The 18290-nt window shown below is 71.0% G+C and carries 16 protein-coding genes; 3 read left to right on the plus strand and 13 right to left on the minus strand.

Annotated features, from left to right (window positions below; translation table 11 throughout):
- The first annotated feature begins 115 nt into the window (after positions 1 to 115).
- On the plus strand, positions 116 to 1237 hold the full coding sequence (locus tag IE274_RS12465; RefSeq protein ID WP_190115920.1) for a glycerate kinase: 1122 nt from the start codon (positions 116 to 118) through the stop codon (positions 1235 to 1237).
- A gap of 120 nt (positions 1238 to 1357) precedes the next feature.
- On the opposite strand, the gene pssA is transcribed toward IE274_RS12465, so the two are convergent.
- The 9 genes from pssA to IE274_RS12510 all read right to left on the minus strand — a co-directional run bounded on the left by pssA (position 1358) and on the right by IE274_RS12510 (position 12569).
- Positions 1358 to 2173, minus strand: a complete 816-nt coding sequence (gene pssA / locus IE274_RS12470; protein WP_190115921.1) for a CDP-diacylglycerol--serine O-phosphatidyltransferase — start codon at positions 2171 to 2173, stop codon at positions 1358 to 1360.
- A gap of 22 nt (positions 2174 to 2195) precedes the next feature.
- Positions 2196 to 2852 (minus strand): phosphatidylserine decarboxylase, encoded by a 657-nt coding sequence (locus IE274_RS12475; protein WP_190115721.1) that lies wholly within the window; start codon positions 2850 to 2852, stop codon positions 2196 to 2198.
- 182 nt (positions 2853 to 3034) lie between these two features.
- Positions 3035 to 4240 carry an acyl-CoA dehydrogenase family protein gene (locus tag IE274_RS12480; protein ID WP_190115722.1) on the minus strand — a complete coding sequence of 402 codons (1206 nt, stop codon included), beginning with the start codon at positions 4238 to 4240 and terminating at the stop codon, positions 3035 to 3037.
- A 7-nt stretch (positions 4241 to 4247) separates the two neighbouring features.
- On the minus strand, positions 4248 to 4772 hold the full coding sequence (locus IE274_RS12485) for a MaoC family dehydratase (RefSeq protein ID WP_190115723.1): 525 nt from the start codon (positions 4770 to 4772) through the stop codon (positions 4248 to 4250).
- Between the two features lie 5 nt (positions 4773 to 4777).
- On the minus strand, positions 4778 to 5761 hold the full coding sequence (locus IE274_RS12490) for an HpcH/HpaI aldolase/citrate lyase family protein (protein WP_190115724.1): 984 nt from the start codon (positions 5759 to 5761) through the stop codon (positions 4778 to 4780).
- Positions 5758 to 7809: an ethylmalonyl-CoA mutase gene (locus IE274_RS12495; RefSeq protein ID WP_190115725.1), complete on the minus strand. Its 2052-nt coding sequence runs from the start codon at positions 7807 to 7809 to the stop codon at positions 5758 to 5760. The genes IE274_RS12490 and IE274_RS12495 overlap by 4 nt, the downstream gene beginning before the upstream one ends.
- A gap of 17 nt (positions 7810 to 7826) precedes the next feature.
- Positions 7827 to 9164: a crotonyl-CoA carboxylase/reductase gene (gene ccrA / locus IE274_RS12500; protein ID WP_190115726.1), complete on the minus strand. Its 1338-nt coding sequence runs from the start codon at positions 9162 to 9164 to the stop codon at positions 7827 to 7829.
- Between the two features lie 677 nt (positions 9165 to 9841).
- Positions 9842 to 10669 carry a TetR family transcriptional regulator gene (locus tag IE274_RS12505; protein ID WP_190115727.1) on the minus strand — a complete coding sequence of 276 codons (828 nt, stop codon included), beginning with the start codon at positions 10667 to 10669 and terminating at the stop codon, positions 9842 to 9844.
- Between the two features lie 118 nt (positions 10670 to 10787).
- Entirely contained in the window at positions 10788 to 12569 is a 1782-nt protein-coding gene (locus IE274_RS12510) for a 3-hydroxyacyl-CoA dehydrogenase family protein (RefSeq protein WP_190115728.1), read from the minus strand.
- 350 nt (positions 12570 to 12919) lie between these two features.
- On the opposite strand from IE274_RS12510, the gene IE274_RS12515 reads away from it, so the two are divergent.
- Positions 12920 to 13516, plus strand: coding sequence for a HEAT repeat domain-containing protein (locus IE274_RS12515; protein WP_190115729.1), 597 nt, complete (start codon positions 12920 to 12922; stop codon positions 13514 to 13516).
- On the opposite strand, the gene IE274_RS12520 is transcribed toward IE274_RS12515, so the two are convergent.
- Complete coding sequence (locus IE274_RS12520) at positions 13511 to 14011, minus strand: SRPBCC family protein (protein WP_190115730.1); 501 nt, start codon at positions 14009 to 14011, stop codon at positions 13511 to 13513. The genes IE274_RS12515 and IE274_RS12520 overlap by 6 nt on opposite strands.
- Before the next feature lie 61 nt (positions 14012 to 14072).
- On the opposite strand from IE274_RS12520, the gene IE274_RS12525 reads away from it, so the two are divergent.
- Positions 14073 to 14675 (plus strand): TetR/AcrR family transcriptional regulator, encoded by a 603-nt coding sequence (locus IE274_RS12525; protein ID WP_190115731.1) that lies wholly within the window; start codon positions 14073 to 14075, stop codon positions 14673 to 14675.
- A 179-nt stretch (positions 14676 to 14854) separates the two neighbouring features.
- On the opposite strand, the gene IE274_RS12530 is transcribed toward IE274_RS12525, so the two are convergent.
- The 3 genes from IE274_RS12530 to IE274_RS12540 form a co-directional block, all read right to left on the minus strand.
- Positions 14855 to 15271: a RidA family protein gene (locus IE274_RS12530; protein ID WP_190115732.1), complete on the minus strand. Its 417-nt coding sequence runs from the start codon at positions 15269 to 15271 to the stop codon at positions 14855 to 14857.
- 84 nt (positions 15272 to 15355) lie between these two features.
- A complete protein-coding gene (locus tag IE274_RS12535) occupies positions 15356 to 16933 on the minus strand; it encodes an alpha/beta hydrolase (RefSeq protein ID WP_190115733.1) in 1578 nt (525 codons plus the stop codon).
- A 144-nt stretch (positions 16934 to 17077) separates the two neighbouring features.
- The gene (locus IE274_RS12540) at positions 17078 to 18112 is read right to left on the minus strand and encodes an Rv2578c family radical SAM protein (RefSeq protein WP_190115734.1); all 1035 of its coding nucleotides are present in this window, start codon (positions 18110 to 18112) and stop codon (positions 17078 to 17080) included.
- Between the last annotated feature and the right edge of the window lie 178 nt (positions 18113 to 18290).

The raw sequence follows: 18290 nt of genomic DNA on the forward strand, positions 1-18290 counted from the left end.
CGACTGCCTTGACGCGAGCAAGGCCCGAAAGCAAGGGGAATGCAAGGTGGCGGACGCTGCAGAGACGGCGGGAGCCGGCGCGGGACACGGCGCCGGGGGCACCGGCCGCGGCCATGTGCTCATCGCCGCGGACAAGTTCAAGGGGTCCCTCACGGCGGTGCAGGTCGCGCAGCGCGTGACGGCGGGCCTGCACAACGCGGTGCCGGACCTCCCGGTGCGGGCGCTGCCCGTGGCGGACGGCGGTGACGGCACGGTCGACGCGGCCGTGGCGGCCGGGTTCGAACGCCGGGAGGCGCGGGTCACCGGGCCGCTGGGCGCCGAGGTGGTGGCGGCGTACGCGCTGCGCGACGGTACGGCCGTCGTGGAGATGGCCGAGGCCTCCGGGCTGCAACTGCTGCCCGCGGGGACGTTCGCGCCGCTCACGGCGACGACGTACGGCAGCGGCGAGCTGATCCGCGCGGCGCTCGACGCGGGCGCGCGCACCATCGTCTTCGGGGTCGGCGGCAGCGCGACGACCGACGGCGGCGCGGGCATGCTGGCCGCGCTCGGCGCGCGGTTCCTGGACGCCGACGGGGAGCCGGTCGCGCCCGGCGGCGGTCCGCTGGGCGAGCTGGCGTCCGCCGACCTGTCCGGCCTCGACCCGCGGCTCGCGGACGTCGACATCGTGCTCGCCAGCGACGTCGACAACCCGCTGACCGGCTCCAAGGGGGCGCCCGCGGTGTACGGGCCGCAGAAGGGCGCCACGCCGGACGACGTCGCCGCCCTCGACGCCGCGCTCGCGCACTTCGCGCGGGTCCTCGCTCGGGACGTCGGACCGCAGGCCCTGGAGTACGCGGACGCGCCGGGCGCCGGTGCGGCGGGCGGCATCGGGTACGGGGCGCTGGTCGGGCTCGGGGCGTCGTTCCGGCCCGGCATCGACGTCATGCTGGACGTCCTCGGCTTCGCGCCCGCGCTCGCCGGGGCGACGCTCGTCATCACGGGGGAGGGGTCCCTCGACGAGCAGACCCTCCACGGGAAGGCGCCCGCCGGGGTGGCGGCGGCCGCTCGTGCCGCCGGGGTGGACGTGGTCGCCGTCTGCGGGCGCCTCGCGCTGCCCCCGTCGGCGCTCGGCACGGCCGGGATCCGCCGGGCGTACGCCCTCACGGACATCGAACCGGACGTGGCCCGCTGCGTGGCCGAGGCGGGTCCCCTCCTGGAACGCCTCTCAGCCAAGATCGCCACCGACTTCCTGACCTGACCGGGGCCCGGTGAGCCTCGCCCTGACGGTGCTGCCGGACGGGGCACAGGGGTGCCACAACAACGCCTGAGGGGCCCGAACCGAACGGTTCGGGCCCCTCAGGGCGACGTACAAGATCCGCTACGGCACCTGCGTGGCCCGCGCCTCACGCCGGTTGTCCCGGAAGTTGTTCACCCGCCGAGCCGTGGCGAAGAGGGGGATGACCGCCCCGAGCACCAGCTGCAGCGCGCATCCGGTCTGCAGCAGCAGCTGCCCACCCGGCGCGTCGAAGGCCCACGCAGCCAGCAGCCCCATCGCGGAGACGATCCACGCGAGCATGGCCACCGCCAGCGGCCCCCGCGGCTTCGGGTACTCGACCCGGCTCACCATCAGCCACGCGGTGCCGATGATGGCGAGGAGCGTGGCCACGAAGGGCAGCTCCAGGAGCACGATCGAGACCACGGTCAGCGCGCCGAACGGCGACGGCATGCCCTGGAACACTCCGTCACGCAGGGTCACGCAGGAGAATCTCGCAAGCCGCAGCACCACCGCCAGGAGCACCACGATCGCGCCCACCGCCGCGACCCGCTCATGCGCGTCTCTCGCGACCATGCCGTACACGAGCACGAAGTACGCGGGCGCCAGGCCGAAGCTGATCAGGTCGGAGAGGTTGTCCAGCTCCGCACCCATCGGCGACGACCGCAGCTTGCGGGCCACGAGGCCGTCGAAGAGGTCGAAGACCGCCGCGCACAGCATCAGTATCACCGCGGTGGCCGCGCTGTTGCGGGCCATGCCCGACTCGTCGCCCGACAGGTGCGGGATGAGGATGCCGGTGGTGGTGAAGTACACCGCCATGAATCCGCACGTGGCGTTGCCGAGCGTGAGGGTGTCCGCTATTGAGAGGCGCAGCGAGAGGGGCATCTCCTCGTCCGCGTCGTCCTCAGCGGCCTCGGGCACCCAGCCCGCGGGTGTCTCCGAATCAGTCACGGTCAATGCGAGTCACCCCAGCCACGGTCTTCTGACCCACCTCGACATCCACCTCGACGCCCTCCGGCAGGTAGATGTCGACGCGCGAGCCGAAGCGGATCAGGCCGATGCGCTCGCCCTGCTCCACCTTCGTGCCCTGCGGCACGTACGGCACGATGCGCCGGGCCACGGCGCCCGCGATCTGGATCATCTCGATGTCGCCGAGTTCGGTGTCGAAGTGCCAGACAACGCGCTCGTTGTTCTCGCTCTCCTTGTTGAACGCCGGGACGAAACCGCCCGGGATGTGCTCGACGGACGTCACCGTGCCGGCCAGCGGCGCGCGGTTGACGTGCACGTTCAGCGGGCTCATGAAGATGGCGACGCGGGTGCGCCCGTCCTTCCACGGCATGATGCTCTGTACGACACCGTCGGCGGGCGAGATGACCCGGCCCCGGGTGATCTCGCGCTCCGGGTCGCGGAAGAACCACAGCATGCCCGCCGCGAGTGCGGTGGCGGGTACGGCGATCACGGCCGCGCCCTTGGAGCGGCGCGACCGGGCGAGGCTGAGCGCCGCCGTGGCGACAGTCGGCAGGAGCCACGGCGATGCTCCGCGCGCGAGGCGAACGCCGGCCAGGCTGTCGCGAGGTGCAGAGGTTTGGCTGTGGGGCATGGATGACCTTCGTAGCGGATGATGCCGCACTGCATACGGGGGGACGGCGGCTTTCCCGGGATCGTATCGGTTGCGAGCCACAACTGGGCAAGCCAGGAAGCCGAGTCGGCCGCCGGAGCGTGCTGACAGTGTGTGATCTTCTTCTCGAATAAATCTCGAAGGAATCACCCCAAGTCGGACATTTATCCCTGGAATCGATACTCTTCGAGGAGTCGTCGGCCAATGATCATTTTCTGGATCTCGGCGGTACCTTCACCGATGAGCAACATCGGCGCCTCACGGTACAGACGCTCGATCTCGTACTCCTTCGAGAAGCCGTAGCCACCGTGAATCCTGAACGCGTCCTCTACGACTTCCTTGCAGTATTCGGACGCCAGATACTTCGCCATTCCGGCTTCGAGGTCGTTTCGCTCCCCGGAGTCCTTTTTGCGTGCTGCGTTCACCATCATCGCATGGGCGGCCTCGACCTTGGTAGCCATCTCGGCCAGCTTGAACTGAATCGCCTGGTGCTGAGCGATCGGCTTTCCGAAAGTGTGACGTTGCTGGGCATAGGAGACACCCAGTTCGAAGGCACGCTGCGCGACCCCGCAGCCACGCGCGGCCACATTCACGCGGCCGACCTCGACGCCGTCCATCATTTGGTAAAAGCCGCGGCCGGTCGTCCCGCCGAGCACGCGATTGGCCGGAATGCGCAGGCCATCCATGATCAATTCGGTGGTGTCGACACCCTTGTAACCCATCTTGTCGATCTTCCCCGGGATGGTCAGGCCCGGGCGCACCTCGCCGAAGCCCGGTTCCTTCTCCACCAGGAAGGTCGTCATCGACTTGTGCGGGGCCGTGCCCTCGGGGTGTCCTTCGTCACTTCTGACGAGTACGGCGACCAGAGTTGACGAGCCGCCGTTGGTCAGCCACATCTTCTGGCCGTTGAGGACGTACTCCTCGCCGTCCCTGACCGCCTTCGACGTGATCGCCGACACGTCCGAGCCGAGCGCCGGCTCCGACATCGAGAACGCGCCCCGCACCTCGCCCGTCGCCATCCGTGGCAGGAAGTGGTCCTTCTGCTCCTGCGTGCCGTGCTGCTTGAGCATGTAGGCCACGATGAAGTGGGTGTTGATGATGCCGGACACCGACATCCAGCCGCGCGCTATCTCCTCCACGCACAGCGCGTACGTGAGCAGCGACTCACCAAGACCCCCGTACTCCTCCGGAATCATCAGGCCGAACAGGCCCAACTCCTTGAGGCCGTCCACGATCGCCTGCGGGTACTCGTCGCGGTGTTCCAGCTCCGTCGCCACCGGAATGATCTCTTTGTCGACGAAGTCCCTGACGGTGGCCAGGATTTCCTGCTGGATGTCGGTCAGACCGGCGGTCTGGGCGAGTCGGCTCATCACGGCCTCACTTCTCGGTCTTCTGCGGCGGGGTGTTCAGCTCCGGGCGGCCGGGCTGTTCGCCGCCGCGCTCCTTGATGTACGTCTCCGTGGGCACCATCACCTTGCGGCGGAACACGCAGACCAGCGTGCCGTCCTGCTTGTAGCCCTTGGTCTCCACGTGGACGATGCCGCGGTCCGACTTGGACTTCGACGGCGTCTTGTCCAGGACGGTCGTCTCGCCGTACAGCGTGTCGCCGTGGAACGTCGGCGCCACGTGCCGCAGCGACTCGATCTCCAGGTTGGCGATCGCCTTGCCGGAGACGTCCGGCACGGACATGCCGAGGAGCAGCGAGTAGATGTAGTTCCCGACGACGACGTTCTTGCCGAAGTCGGTCGTCCTCTCCGCGTAGTTGCTGTCCATGTGCAGCGGGTGATGGTTCATGGTGAGCAGGCAGAAGAGGTGGTCGTCGTACTCGGTGACCGTCTTGCCGGGCCAGTGCTTGTACACGGCGCCGACTTCGAACTCCTCGTAGGTGCGGCCGAATTGCATGATCCCTACGCCTCCGGGGCCTCGAACGTGCTGGTGCGCTTCATGCCGGCGGCCCGGCCCTTGCCGGAGATGACGAGCGCCATCTTGCGGCTGGCCTCGTCGATCATCTCGTCGCCGAGCATCGCGGAGCCCTTCTTGCCGCCCGCCTCGGACGTGTAGTAGTCGTACGCGTCCAGAATCAGCTCGGCGTGGTCGTAGTCCTCCTGGGACGGCGAGAAGATCTCGTTGGACGCCTCGACCTGGCCCGGGTGCAGCACCCACTTGCCGTCGAAGCCGAGCGCGGCGGCGCGCCGGGCGACCTCGCGGTAGCCGTCGGTGTTGCGGATCTGCAGGTAGGGGCCGTCGATCGCCTGGAGGTTGTTGGCGCGGGCCGCCATCAGGATCTTCATCAGGATGTAGTGGTACGCGTCCGCCGGGTAGCCGGGCGGCTGCTCGCCCACGACCAGCGACTTCATGTTGATCGACGCCATGAAGTCGGCCGGGCCGAAGATGATCGTCTCGACGCGCTGGGAGGCCGTCGCGATCTCGTTGACGTTGTTGAGGCCCTGGGCGTTCTCGATCTGCGCCTCGATGCCGATCTTGCCGACCTCGAAGCCCATCGTCTTCTCGATCTGGGTGAGCAGCAGATCCAGGGCCACGACCTGCTGCGCGTCCTGGACCTTCGGCAGCATGATGCAGTCCAGGTTCGGCCCCGCGCCCTCGACGACGGTGACGACGTCGCGGTACGTCCACTCGGTCGTCCAGTCGTTCACGCGCACGACCCGGGTCTTGCCCGTCCAGTCGCCCTCGTTGAGGAACTTGACGATGGTGTGCCGCGCCTCCGGCTTGGCGAGCGGCGCGCACGCGTCCTCCAGGTCCAGGAACACCTGGTCGGCGGGCAGGCCCTGGGCCTTCTCCAGGAAGCGCGGGTTCGAGCCCGGCACGGCCAGGCAGGAGCGGCGCGGGCGGAGCCGGTTCACGGCGCCGGGCTGCGGCTGGGACGGGGTCATGCGGGGACCTCCAGGGGGTCGAGGTGGTTCGCTTTGCGGATCTCGTCGACGATACGGCCGATGATCTCCGTGATGCCGAAGTCCTTGGGGGTGAACACGGCGGCCACACCCGCCGCCTTCAGGTCCTCGGCGTCACTGGTGGGGATGATGCCCCCGGCGATCACGGGAATGTCGTGCGCGCCCGCCGCCCGCAGCCGGGTCAGGACGTCCGGCACGAGCTGTGCGTGCGAGCCGGACAGGATCGACAGGCCCACGGCGTGCACGTCCTCCGCCAGCGCGGCGTCCACGATCTGCTCGGGGGTGAGCCGGATGCCCTGGTAGACGACCTCGAACCCGGCGTCACGCGCGCGCACCGCGATCTGCTCGGCGCCGTTGGAGTGCCCGTCCAGGCCCGGCTTGCCGACCAGGAAACGGAGCTTGCCGCTGCCGAGGTCGGCGGACGTCTTCTCGACCTTCTCGCGGACGACGGCGAGCGGCGTGCCCGCCTCCGCGGTGACGGCCACCGGCGCCCCGGACACGCCCGTCGGCGCCCGGAACTCCCCGAAGACCTCCCGCAGGGCGCCCGCCCACTCGCCGGTCGTCACGCCGGAGCGGGCGCACTCCAGGGTGGCCTCCATCAGGTTGCCGGTCCCGGCCGCGACCTCCTTGAGCCGGTCGAGCGCCTGGTGGACGGTGGGGAAGTGGAAGGGGTCGCCCAGGCCCTGCCGGTCGGAGGACTCCTGCCGGGTGGTGCGCCAGTCGCCGATGGCGGCCACGACGCGCGCCTCGACCGCCGGGTCGACCGTCATGATCGCGGTGTCCAGGTCGGCGGTGAGCGGGTTCGGCTCCGTCGTCTCGAAGACGTTCACGCCGATGATCTTGTCCTCGCCCGCCTCGATCCGGGCCCGGCGCTCGGCGTGCGAGGACACCAGCTGCGACTTCAGATAGCCCGACTCGACGGCGGCCATCGCGCCGCCCATCTGCTCGATGCGGTCCATCTCCGCCAGGGACTCCTCGACCAGGGCGTCCACCTTGGCCTCGATCACGTGCGAGCCCGCGAAGATGTCCTCGTACTCCAGGAGGTCGCTCTCGTGCGCGAGGACCTGCTGGATGCGCAGCGACCACTGCTGGTCCCAGGGGCGCGGCAGGCCGAGCGCCTCGTTCCAGGCGGGCAGCTGCACGGCACGCGCGCGGGCGTCCTTCGACAGCGTGACGGCGAGCATCTCCAGGACGATGCGCTGGACGTTGTTCTCCGGCTGCGCCTCGGTCAGGCCGAGCGAGTTGACCTGCACGCCGTAGCGGAAGCGCCGCTGCTTGGCGTCGGTGATGCCGTACCGCTCGCGCGCGACCCGGTCCCAGATGCGCCCGAAGGCCCGCATCTTGCACATCTCCTCGATGAACCGCACCCCGGCGTTCACGAAGAACGAGATCCGCGCGACGACATCGCCGAACTTCTCCTCCGGCACCTGTCCGGAGGCACGCACCGCGTCGAGCACGGCGATCGCCGTGCTCATCGCGTACGCGACCTCCTGCACCGGCGTGGCCCCGGCTTCCTGCAGGTGGTAGCTGCAGATGTTGATCGGGTTCCACTTCGGGATGTTGGCCACCGTGTACGTGATCATGTCGGTGGTCAGCCGCAGGCTCGGCCCCGGCGGGAAGACGTGCGTCCCGCGCGACAGGTACTCCTTGACGATGTCGTTCTGCGTCGTCCCCTGGAGCTGGGTGATGTCCGCGCCCTGCTCCTCGGCGACGACCTGGTACAGCGCGAGCAGCCACATGGCCGTCGCGTTGATCGTCATGGAGGTGTTCATCTGCTCCAGGGGGATGTCCTGGAACAGCCGCCGCATGTCACCGAGATGGGACACCGGGACGCCGACCCGGCCCACCTCCCCGCGCGCGAGGATGTGGTCCGGGTCGTAGCCGGTCTGCGTCGGCAGGTCGAAGGCGACCGACAGGCCCGTCTGGCCCTTGGCGAGGTTGCGCCGGTACAGCTCGTTCGACGCCTCCGCCGTGGAGTGGCCGGCGTAGGTGCGCATCAGCCACGGCCGGTCCTTCTGACGCTCAGTCATGAATGAGCCCTCGCCCCTCAGATGTTGCGGAAGCGGTTGATGGCGTCGAGGTGCAGGGCCCGCTTCTCCGCGTCGCGCACGCCGAGCCCCTCCTCGGGCGCCAGCGCGAGCACGCCGACCTTGCCCTGGTGGAGGTTGCGGTGCACGTCGTAGGCGGCCTGCCCGGTGTCCGCCAGGGAGTACACCTTGGAGAGCGTCGGGTGGATCCTGCCCTTGGCGATGAGCCGGTTGGCCTCCCAGGCCTCGCGGTAGTTGGCGAAGTGCGAGCCGATGATGCGCTTCAGGGACATCCACAGGTAGCGGTTGTCGTACTCGTGCATGTAGCCCGAGGTGGAGGCGCAGGTGGTGATGGTGCCGCCCTTGCGGGTGACGTAGACGCTGGCGCCGAAGGTCTCGCGGCCGGGGTGCTCGAAGACGATGTCGATGTCCTCGCCGCCGGTGAACTCGCGGATGCGCTTGCCGAAGCGCTTCCACTCCTTGGGGTCCTGGGTGCGCTCGTCCTTCCAGAACCGGTAACCCTCGGCGTTGCGGTCGATGATCGCCTCGGCGCCCATCGCGCGGCAGATCTCCGCCTTCTGCGGGCTGCTCACCACACAGATCGGGTTGGCGCCACCGGCCAGCGCGAACTGCGTGGCGTACGAGCCGAGTCCACCGCTCGCGCCCCAGATGAGCACGTTGTCGCCCTGCTTCATGCCGGCGCCGTTGCGCGAGACGAGCTGGCGGTACGCGGTGGAGTTCACCAGGCCCGGCGCCGCCGCCTCCTCCCAGCTCAGGTGGTCCGGCTTCGGCATGAGCTGGTTGGACTTCACCAGGGCGATCTCCGCGAGGCCGCCGAAGTTGGTCTCGAAGCCCCAGATGCGCTGCTCCGGGTCGAGCATCGTGTCGTTGTGGCCGTCCGAGGACTCCAGCTCCACCGACAGGCAGTGCGCGACGACCTCGTCGCCCGGGTGCCAGGCGTTCACGCCGGGGCCGGTACGCAGGACGACGCCCGCGAGGTCGGAGCCGATGATGTGGTACGGCAGGTCGTGGCGCTTGGTGAGGTCGCTCAACTTGCCGTAGCGCTCGAGGAATCCGAACGTCGACAGCGGCTCGAAGATCGACGTCCACACGGAGTTGTAGTTCACGGACGAGGCCATCACGGCCACCAGGGCCTCGCCCGGGCCGAGTTCCGGCACCGGCACCTCGTCCAGGTGCAGCGACTTGCGCGGGTCCTTGTCGCGGGTGGCGAGCCCGGCGAACAGTTCCGTCTCGTCCTTGTGCACGGTCACGGCGCGGTACGACTCGGGCAGCGGCAGCGCGGCGAAGTCGGCGGCCGAGGTGTCCGGCGATTGGATCGCGTCCAGGATTTCCTGCATGGGTTGCCTCCGGCGAAGGGCGCCACCGGGGGGTGGCGCTCTGAGGGGTACGTCGGGGTGGTGCTGGAAAGCGGGGTGGTGCCGTCGGTTCGGCGGAGGTGGTGCGGTGGCGGCGCCGTGGTGGGGCGCGGGGTGCCTGTGACGCAGGCGTCCGGGCGCGCTCGCCAATGGCTTGCGGGGACAGCGTCAGGGGGGAAGTTCTCCACCCGTCGGCCGCTCGGACAACATCAACGTATGACACCGCGTGCCAGTCGGCAAGACACTCAGTGCCAACAATTTCTCTCAGTTGTCACCGGGCGGGTTCATCTGAGCGATGATCGATCATTGCAGGTCAGAGGGCGTGTGCGGGTGGGCTGTCCGTCGCGGGGCGCCCCAGCCCCACCCCTTTCCCGAAACCAGGGGCGCCGCGCCCCCTGAACCCCAGCCGCCGCTTGACGTCCCGTGCGGGTGCGGCAGCCCGCGCCGATCGTGGGGCGCGCTCGTCCGCAATGCCGAACGGGCTGAAACCTGCTGGGGCAGGCTGAAGGGGGATGTGGGGCGAGGTGTTTCGGGGGCTGAGGGTGCCGGGCTGTTGCTCGCCCCGGAGGGCCGGAGGGAGGGTGGGCGGGTGGGAGAGAGCCCGCCCGGTGTGTGAGGGCGAGGCGGGCAGCGCCGATCGGCGGGGGAGCGGCCGACGGTCAGGCGCGGGTGCGCAGTGCCTTTTCGATGGTGCGCATGACCTCGTCGAGGGGTGCGTCCGTGCGGGCCACCGTGACGAGGACCTCCCCGCCGTCGGAGACGGTGGCCGAGGCCCCGGAGGGCGTCGTGTCCCGCCCGGCGGGGATCCCGGTGCCGAAGGTGCGGCGGACGATCCCGAAGGCGTGGTCGAGCTGCCCCTCCACGTCCCCCTGGCCCCCGGCCCGGAGCCAGCGCCGCAGGACGTGGTTGTGGGCGGTGACGACGGCGGACGCGGCGACCTCCGCGAGGAGCGGGTCGTCGTTGCCGTGGTGGTGCGCGTGCTCGTCGAAGTGACCGAGGAGGTAGCGGGTGAAGAGACGTTCGTAGCGCGCCACGGAGGCGATCTCCCGCTCGCGCAGCGTGGGCACCTCGCGCGTGAGGCGGTACCGCTCCACGGACACGGCGGGCGAGGCCGCGTACATCTTCATGACTTCCTTGATGCCCCGGCACACCGTGTCGAGCGGGTGCTCGTGCGCGGGCGCCGCGTTGAGCACGGCCTCCGCCCGGATCAGGGTGTCGTCGTGGTCGGGGAAGATCGCCTCTTCCTTGGACCGGAAGTGCCGGAAGAAAGTCCGGCGGGCCACCCCGGCCTGCGCCGCGATCTCGTCGACCGTGGTCGCCTCGTAGCCCTTGGACGCGAAGAGTTCCATGGCGGCGGCCGCCAGCTCGCGGCGCATCTTGAGCCGTTGTGCGGCGGCGCGGCTGCCCGCGGCGCTCTCCGGAGCGTCGGGCGTAGCTGTCGTACGTGAGGACTTGGCGGCCTTGGGCATGCCCCGAACGTACTGCATGTGCGCAGCTGAGTGCGCCTGCGGGAGGGGGCTGCCCGACGGTTCGAGCAGCCCGCCCCAGTCCGCGCGCTCGGCGCGCACCGCCTCGTGTGCTCTGGGCCCGGGGTCCGCGCGCCGGTCAGCGCCGGGCATATTCGCGGAAGCCGCGGCCCGTCTTGCGGCCGAGGCAGCCCGCAGCCACCAGGTGTTCCAGGAGCGGCGCGGGTGCGAGGCCGGGCTCGCGGAACTCGCGGTGCAGCACCTTCTCGATGGCCAGCGAGACGTCCAGGCCGACGACGTCGAGGAGCTCGAAGGGCCCCATCGGGTAGCCGCCGCCCAGCTTCATGGCGGCGTCGATGTCGTCGAGGGACGCGTAGTGCTCCTGGACCATCTTGATCGCGTTGTTGAGGTACGGGAACAGGAGCGCGTTCACGATGAACCCGGCCCGGTCCCCGCAGTCCACCGGGTGCTTCTTGATCGAGGCGCACACCTCGCGGGCGGTGGCGTGCACGTCGTCCTCGGTCAGGACGGTGCGCACGACCTCGACGAGCTTCATGGCGGGCGCCGGATTGAAGAAGTGCAGGCCGATCACGTCGCCGGGCCGGGAGGTGGCGCGGGCGCAGGCCACGACGGGCAGCGAGGACGTGGTGGTGGCGAGGACGGCGCCGGGCTTGCAGACCTTGTCGAGGGTCGCGAAGAGCTGCCGCTTGATCTCCAGATCCTCCGCGACCGCCTCCAGGGCGAGGTCGACGTCGGCGAACGACTCGTAGGACCCGCTGGGCGTGATCCGGTCGAGGGTCTTCGCCGCGGCCTCCGCGGTGAGCCGCCCCTTGTCGACGGAGCGCGAGAGCGACTTGGCGACCCGGGCCTTGGCCGCGACGGCCTTCTCCGCGCTGCGGGCGGCGAGCACCACGTCGTACCCGGCCTTCGCGAAGACCTCCGCGATCCCGGACGCCATGGTGCCGGAACCGGCCACGCCGACGGAGCGGACCTCACGCCCCCGCGCCTGCCGGGTGCCCTCCAGCGGCGTCGCCGCGTCCCGCACGACCTCGTCGCTGCCGGACTCGGCGTACGTGTAGAAGCCTCGGCCCGACTTGCGACCCGTCAGGCCCGCCTCGCTGAGCTGCTTGAGGATCGGGGCGGGCGCGTGCAGCCGGTCCTGCGACTCGGTGTACATGGCGTCGAGGACGGTGCGGGCGGTGTCGACGCCGATCAGGTCGAGCAGCGCGAGCGGTCCCATGGGCAGGCCGCAGCCGAGCCGCATCGCCGCGTCGATGTCCTCGCGGCTCGCGTACTTGGCCTCGTACATCGCCGCCGCCTGGTTGAGGTAGCCGAAGAGCAGCCCGTCGGCGACGAAGCCGGGGCGGTCGCCGACGGCGACGGGCTCCTTGCCGAGCGCGGCGGCGAGGTCGGTCACCGCGGCCACGGCGGCCGGCGCGGTGAGCACCGACGAGACGACCTCGACGAGCTTCATGGCGGGCGCCGGGTTGAAGAAGTGCAGGCCCAACACCCGCTCCGGGTGCGCGGATTCGGCGGCGAGACGCGTCACGGACAGCGCGTTCGTGCCGGTGGCCAGGACCGTGTCGGGGCGCACGATGCCGTCGAGCTCACGGAAGATCTGCTGCTTGATCTCGTACGACTCGGGGGCGACCTCGATGACCAGGTCGGCCTCGGCCGCCGCCCGCAGGTCGGTGCCGGCGCGGAAGCGGGCGAGGATGTCCTCGCGCTCGCTCTCGGTGAGCCGTTCGCGGCGCACGGCACGCGCGGTGGAGGCCTCCAGGGCGGCGACGGCGTGGGCCGTGGCCTGTTCGCTGACGTCGATGCCGATGACCTCGCGGCCCGCGTGGGCGAGGACTTCGGCGATGCCGGTGCCCATCGTGCCGAGACCGACGACGGCGACCGTGCTGAAGGGAGTGTCCATGCGTGGACTCCAGGAAGTGAGTGACGACTGAGGGGCGCACGCGCACGGCGCGTGGCGGGGGCGCACCGGACACGGGCCACGCGAGCGGGCGTGAAGTGGCGTACGGCGTGCGGAGGTTGCGCGAAGGGAGAACCGGCAGGCCCTGTCCCGTGGCCACGCCGTCCTGCGGTACATGCGTACCGAACCGACAACACTCGAGACGGCTGCGTCACCAGGCCGTCCAGAGTCGAAGTGCGAAGAGCAAAGAATGCTGCGCGAGGAGTGTGCCCCGCTCACATGAGATTAACCCGTGAGTAACGAGCGCGCCAGCCCCCGGTGTCTGTGACGTCCGTCGCGACTAGGCTCGGCGCATGGATGCGGAGTTGCGGACGGTGACGGATCGCTTACGACGCGAGGCGGCGGCGTCGGGAGCGCTGGACGCGTACGAGAGACTGCTGGCCGCCCATGCCGCGGACGAGCTCGCGGGGGTGCTGCTCGCGGCCGGACAGCCCCTGTGGGCGCGGGAGTTGGCAGCGGTCAAGCTGGGGGTACTGGGGGACCGGCGGGCCTTCGAGGCGCTGGTGCTGCTGCTCAACCACCGGGATCCGCCGCGCTGCGCCGCCGCCGCGTACGCCCTCGCGCGACTCGGCGACCGGCGCACGGCACGCGCGGCGGCGGCGCTCGCCACCAACGAGCTGCGGGTCGCCTACGCCCTGCATCCCGTGCGGCTCCTGACGGAGCTGCGGGCCCCGGAGTCGGCCCCCGCCCTGATCGTCACGCTGCAGCGCCGCCTGACCCCCAACGACCCCTACGGCAAGGTCGCGCTGGCGTGCGTCGAGGGGCTCGGGGCGCTCGGGGACGCGCGGGCCATACCGGTGCTCACGGCCGCCTGCGGCCACCCGCGCCTCGCGGCGGCCGCGGCGGCGGCCCTGGCCCGGGTGTCGGTGCGGGCCCAGGGGTCGTCATGAGGGGCGGTCGGGGGTGAGGCGGCGCAGGAGGCGCACGTAGGGACTCCAGCGTGCGGGGCGCCGGACCGTGCCGGTCAGGGCACGCTCCGCGCGGTCGAGGCTGTCCTCCAGGCAGGCGTCGTGGAAGGCGCGGAACGCCAGTGGCCAGGTCAGCCGCGCCGGGCCGCGGGCGCGCATCGTCAGGGTGTGGCGCAGGACCGTCTGCCCGCTGCCGTCGTCCAGCGGGTGGACCGTGAACTCGTGGAACCCGTCGAAGCCGCGCGGCCCGGTGAAGGCGAACCGCACCCACTGCTGCGGCGCGTACGCCGCCACGGTGTACCGGACCGGCCCGTGGCCGCCGCGCGACCCGGGCGCGAGCCCCCGGTCCAGCTTCATGGGCGGCCAGTCGGCGGTGGGCCACAGCGGGTCGTCCGGGGTGGCGAGGGCGTCGATGAGACCGCCGACCGCGCCCGGCTCGACGGGCAGGAGGCGTTCGTGGACGTTGAGGACGGCCATGGTGGCTCCAAGGGCGTTTTAGAGGGGCCTCTCTCTTTAATTGGAGGGTACTCTCCAATACATGGCGAGACCACCCCGGTACGACGTGAGCCGCTTTCTGGACGCCGCCGTCGAACTGGCCGCGGCGGCGGGCCCGTCCGCGGTCACCATGGCGGCCGTGGCCAAGGCGGTCGGCGCGCCCAGCGGGTCGGTGTACCACCGGTTCCCGGGGCGTCCGGCGCTGCTCGCGGAGGTGTGGCTGCGGACCGTCGAGGGCTTCCAGGAGGGGTGGTTCGCGGCGCTGGGGTCCGGCGGGGGAGATCCGCGCGCGGCGGCCCGGGCGGCGGCCGTCCATGTGGTCGCGTGGAGCCGGACGCATCCGAGGGAAGCCGCCCTGCTCCTGTACGGCGCCGCCGACTTCGCCGAGGCCGACTGGCCCGCGGCGAGTGCCGGGCGGGCGGCGGCGGGGCACCGGCGGGTGGGCGAGGCCGTGGCCGGGCTGTGCGCGGCGCTGGGCGCCGAGGCGGGGCCCGCCGCGGACCGGGTCGCGCTCGCCGTGATCGACATGCCGCTGACCATCGTCCGCCGCCAGCTGCGCCGCGGCCAGGAGCTGCCCGCGCACGCGGAGGAACTGGCGGGGGAGAGCGCGCTGTTGCTGCTGGGCGCCGGGCCCGGGAACCGCTAGGGCGTTTCTGACGGCTCTTGAAACCGTCAGATGGCTGTCACGGGTGTGGGCGCCGGGGCGAGCAGCACCTCGCGGGGCAGCTCCCGTTGCGCCGACGATCTCCCTGGCGGCCGACCAAGAGCCATCAGAAACGCCCTAGGCGTCCGGGGCGGGCCCGGAGCCGCCAGGTGCCCGGAGCGCTAGGCGCCCGTCGCGGCCTCCTCCGGAACCACCGCCAGCGCCTCGATCTCCATCAGGAACTCGGGTCCCATCAGCGCCGCCACCTGCACCGCCGACGCGGCGGGCAGGCGGGCCGGGTCGAGGTAGGCGTCGCGGGCGGCCCGGACCGCGGGCATGTGCGCCACGTCGGTGACGAAGTACGTCAGCTTGATCACGTCGTCGAAGTCCGCGCCCGCGGCCGCCAGACAGCGCCGCAGATTCTCGAAGACCTGGCGGGCCTGCGCCGCCGCGTCCCCCGCGCCGACCAGCTCGCCCCGCTCGTCCAGGGCGAGTTGACCGGAGACGGCGACGAGGCGGCCCGTGCCGGTCACCACGTGGGTGTACGCGGTCGCGGGCGCGACCCCGTCGGGGGCGTGAAGGTGTGTCAGTCGGCTCATGGTGACCATGGTGGACCACGGGTCCGACAACGCCCCCGACGGATGCCCGGCGCCCGGGTTCGACCAGGCGCCGGAGCCCACGCGTCAGCCGCGGAAGCCCAGCATCCGGTGGAGTTCCGCGCCACTGCCCGCCGAACCCGCGCGGGCCGCGGCCTTCGGCTCGGGTTCCGGCAGCGGCTTGCACACCGCGTCGACCTCACCGCCGCTGTGCGGCACCTTGCCGTTCGTCAGGTACGCCGCCAGGTGCCGGTCCAGGCAGGCGTTCCCGCTCAGCGTGATGCCGTGGTTGCCACCGCCCTGCTCCACCACCAGGCTCGATCCGCGCAGCTTGCGGTGCATCGTGATCGCGCCCTCGTACGGCGTGGCCGCGTCGTCGGTGGCCTGGAAGAGCAGCACCGGCGCCACCGAGGTGTTGGTGACGTCGGGGTGGTGCAGCGACCGCACCGGCCAGAACGCGCACGGGGCGTTGTACCAGGCGTTGTTCCAGGTCATGAACGGCGCCTTCGCGTGCGTCCGCCAGTTGTCCCGGCGCCACTGCTCCCAGTCGCGCGGCCAGGCCGCGTCCCGGCAGCCCACCGAGGTGTACACCGAGTAGCTGTTGTCGCCCGCCGCGTCCACGGCGCCGAAGTTCTCGTACGCCTCGACCAGGAGGTCGGTGTCCTTGGTGCGCGCGTACGAGGAGAACGCCTCCGCCAGGAACGGCCAGTAGCCGTTGAAGTAGGCGCCCGGCATGAAGGTGTCCTCCAGCTCGGCGGCGCCGACCTTCTTGCCCGCCGGCTTCTTGGCGAGGGCGGCACGCATCGCGTACCACTCGGCCTCGATCCTGGCCGGGTCCTTGCCGAGCCGGTACTGCTTGTGGTGCTTGGCGACCCAGGCCATGAAGGCCTTGTGGCGGCTGTCGAAGGCGTGGTCCTGGGTGAGGTTCGCCTCGTACCAGACGTTGTGCGGGTCGACCACGGAGTCCAGGGCCATGCGACGCACCCGGCCGGGGAACAGCTTCGCGTACACGGCGCCCAGGTAGGTGCCGTACGAGTACCCGAAGTAGTTGATCCGGTCGGCGCCGACCGCCGCGCGGATCGCGTCCATGTCCTTGACCGCGCTCACCGTGTCGATGAACGGCAGGACGTCCGCGTACTTGGCGGCGCACGCCTTCGCGAAGGCCCGCGCGCGGTTGAGGTTGGCCCGCTCCAGGGCGGCGGTGTCCGGCACCGTGGCGGGCCGTACGGGCTTGAAGTGGCCGGGGCGGCAGGTGAGGGCGGGCTTGCTGCGGCCGACGCCGCGCGGGTCGAAGCCGATGACGTCGTAGCCGGCGGCGACCTTCGAAGGGAGCTTCTTGGCGACGTACCCGGCCATGGACAGGCCGCTGCCGCCGGGGCCGCCCGGGTTCACCAGGAGCGGGCCCTGGTACCGCTTCGCGGTGTGCGCGATCCGGGACAGGGCGAGCGTGATCTGCTCGCCGTGCGGGTGGTCGTGGTCCAGCGGGACCTTCAGGGACGCGCACTGGAGCTTCGGGTAGTCCTTGGTCGCGCACTTCTTCCAGGCGAGGTGGTGCGCGGTGCGCGGTGCGGACTTCGCATCGGTGCCCGCGGCGGACGGCACCGCCGCGACGAGACCGGTCACCAGCGCGGCGGCGCCGCACAGTGAGACGGCGGTTGCTCTCATCGAGCCTCCCAGAGCGGAGGGTTCGGGGCCGCGAGGCCCACGACCCCCGCGGCATCGTCCCGGAATCCCCGCCCGGAAGCGGCCGTTCTGAGGGCTAATTACCTGAAAGGAGCATGACGAAGCCCGCCGATGGCCCAGCCCGGATCAGAGCAGCGTGAGCTGGGTGGCACCCGGTGCGGGTGCCGTCCCCCGGGGCTCGGGGATGCGGCGTGCGGCGCCCGCGCGGGACGGGCCGATGCCGAACTCCCGTGCCAGGTCGTGCACCTGGCGGGTGATGCGGCGCTGGTACCACTTCGGGGCGTACGCGCCGTCCGCGTACAGGCGCTCGTACCGCCGCACCAGATGCGGGTGGTGGTGCGTGAGCCAGGCCATGAACCACTCGCGCGCGCCGGGCCGCAGGTGCAGCGTCAGCGGGGTCACCGACGTCGCCCCGGCCGCCGCGATCGCCCGTACCGTGGCGCGCAGCTGGTCCGGGTGGTCGCCGAGGAACGGGATCACCGGGGCCATCAGGACGCCGCACTCGATGCCGTGCCCGCTCAAGGTGCGCACGACCTCCAGGCGTCGCCCGGGGGCCGGGGTGCCCGGCTCGACCGTGCGCCACAACTGCTCGTCCAGGAAGCCCACGGACATCGATATGCCGACGTCGGTGACGGCGGCGGCCTGTCGCAGCAGGTCGAGATCACGCAGGATCAGCGTGCCCTTGGTGAGGATCGAGAACGGGTTGGCGCGGTCGCGCAGCGCCGCGATGATGCCCGGCATCAGCGCGTACCGGCCCTCCGCGCGCTGGTAGCAGTCGACGTTGGTGCCCATCGCGATGTGCTCGCCGCCCCAACGCGCCGAGGCGAGGTGGTGGCGGAGCAGCTCGGGCGCGTTGATCTTCACCACGATCTGGCTGTCGAAGTCCAGGCCCGTGTCCAGGTCCAGATAGGAGTGCGTCTTGCGGGCGAAGCAGTACACACACGCGTGCGTGCAGCCCCGGTAGGGGTTGACCGTCCACTCGAAGGGCATGCGCGACGCCCCCGGCACCCGGTTCACGATCGACTTCGCCCGCACCTCGTGGAAGGTGATCCCGCGGAACTCGGGGGTGTCGAAGGTCCGGGTGGTCACGGCGTCGGCGCCGAACAGGGCGGCGTCCCCGGCGCTCCCTCGCGGCCCGTCGGACAGGTTCTCCCAGCGCATGGCGCCTCCTCCGTAGCACTGACCAGCAGTGACCAGCACGGACAACAACACTCACCACAGAATAGAACACATGTTCCCTTGATCGTGCGAACGTGGCCCGGACCCGATTTGGGGCGCCGGTGCGCGGGGTGGTTGGCTGACCGTCCCACCCCTGAGACACCCAACTGCTGGAGGAAGT

Origin of the sequence: Streptomyces flavofungini (assembly GCF_014650815.1) — a bacterium.
Taxonomy (GTDB): domain Bacteria; phylum Actinomycetota; class Actinomycetes; order Streptomycetales; family Streptomycetaceae; genus Streptomyces; species Streptomyces flavofungini.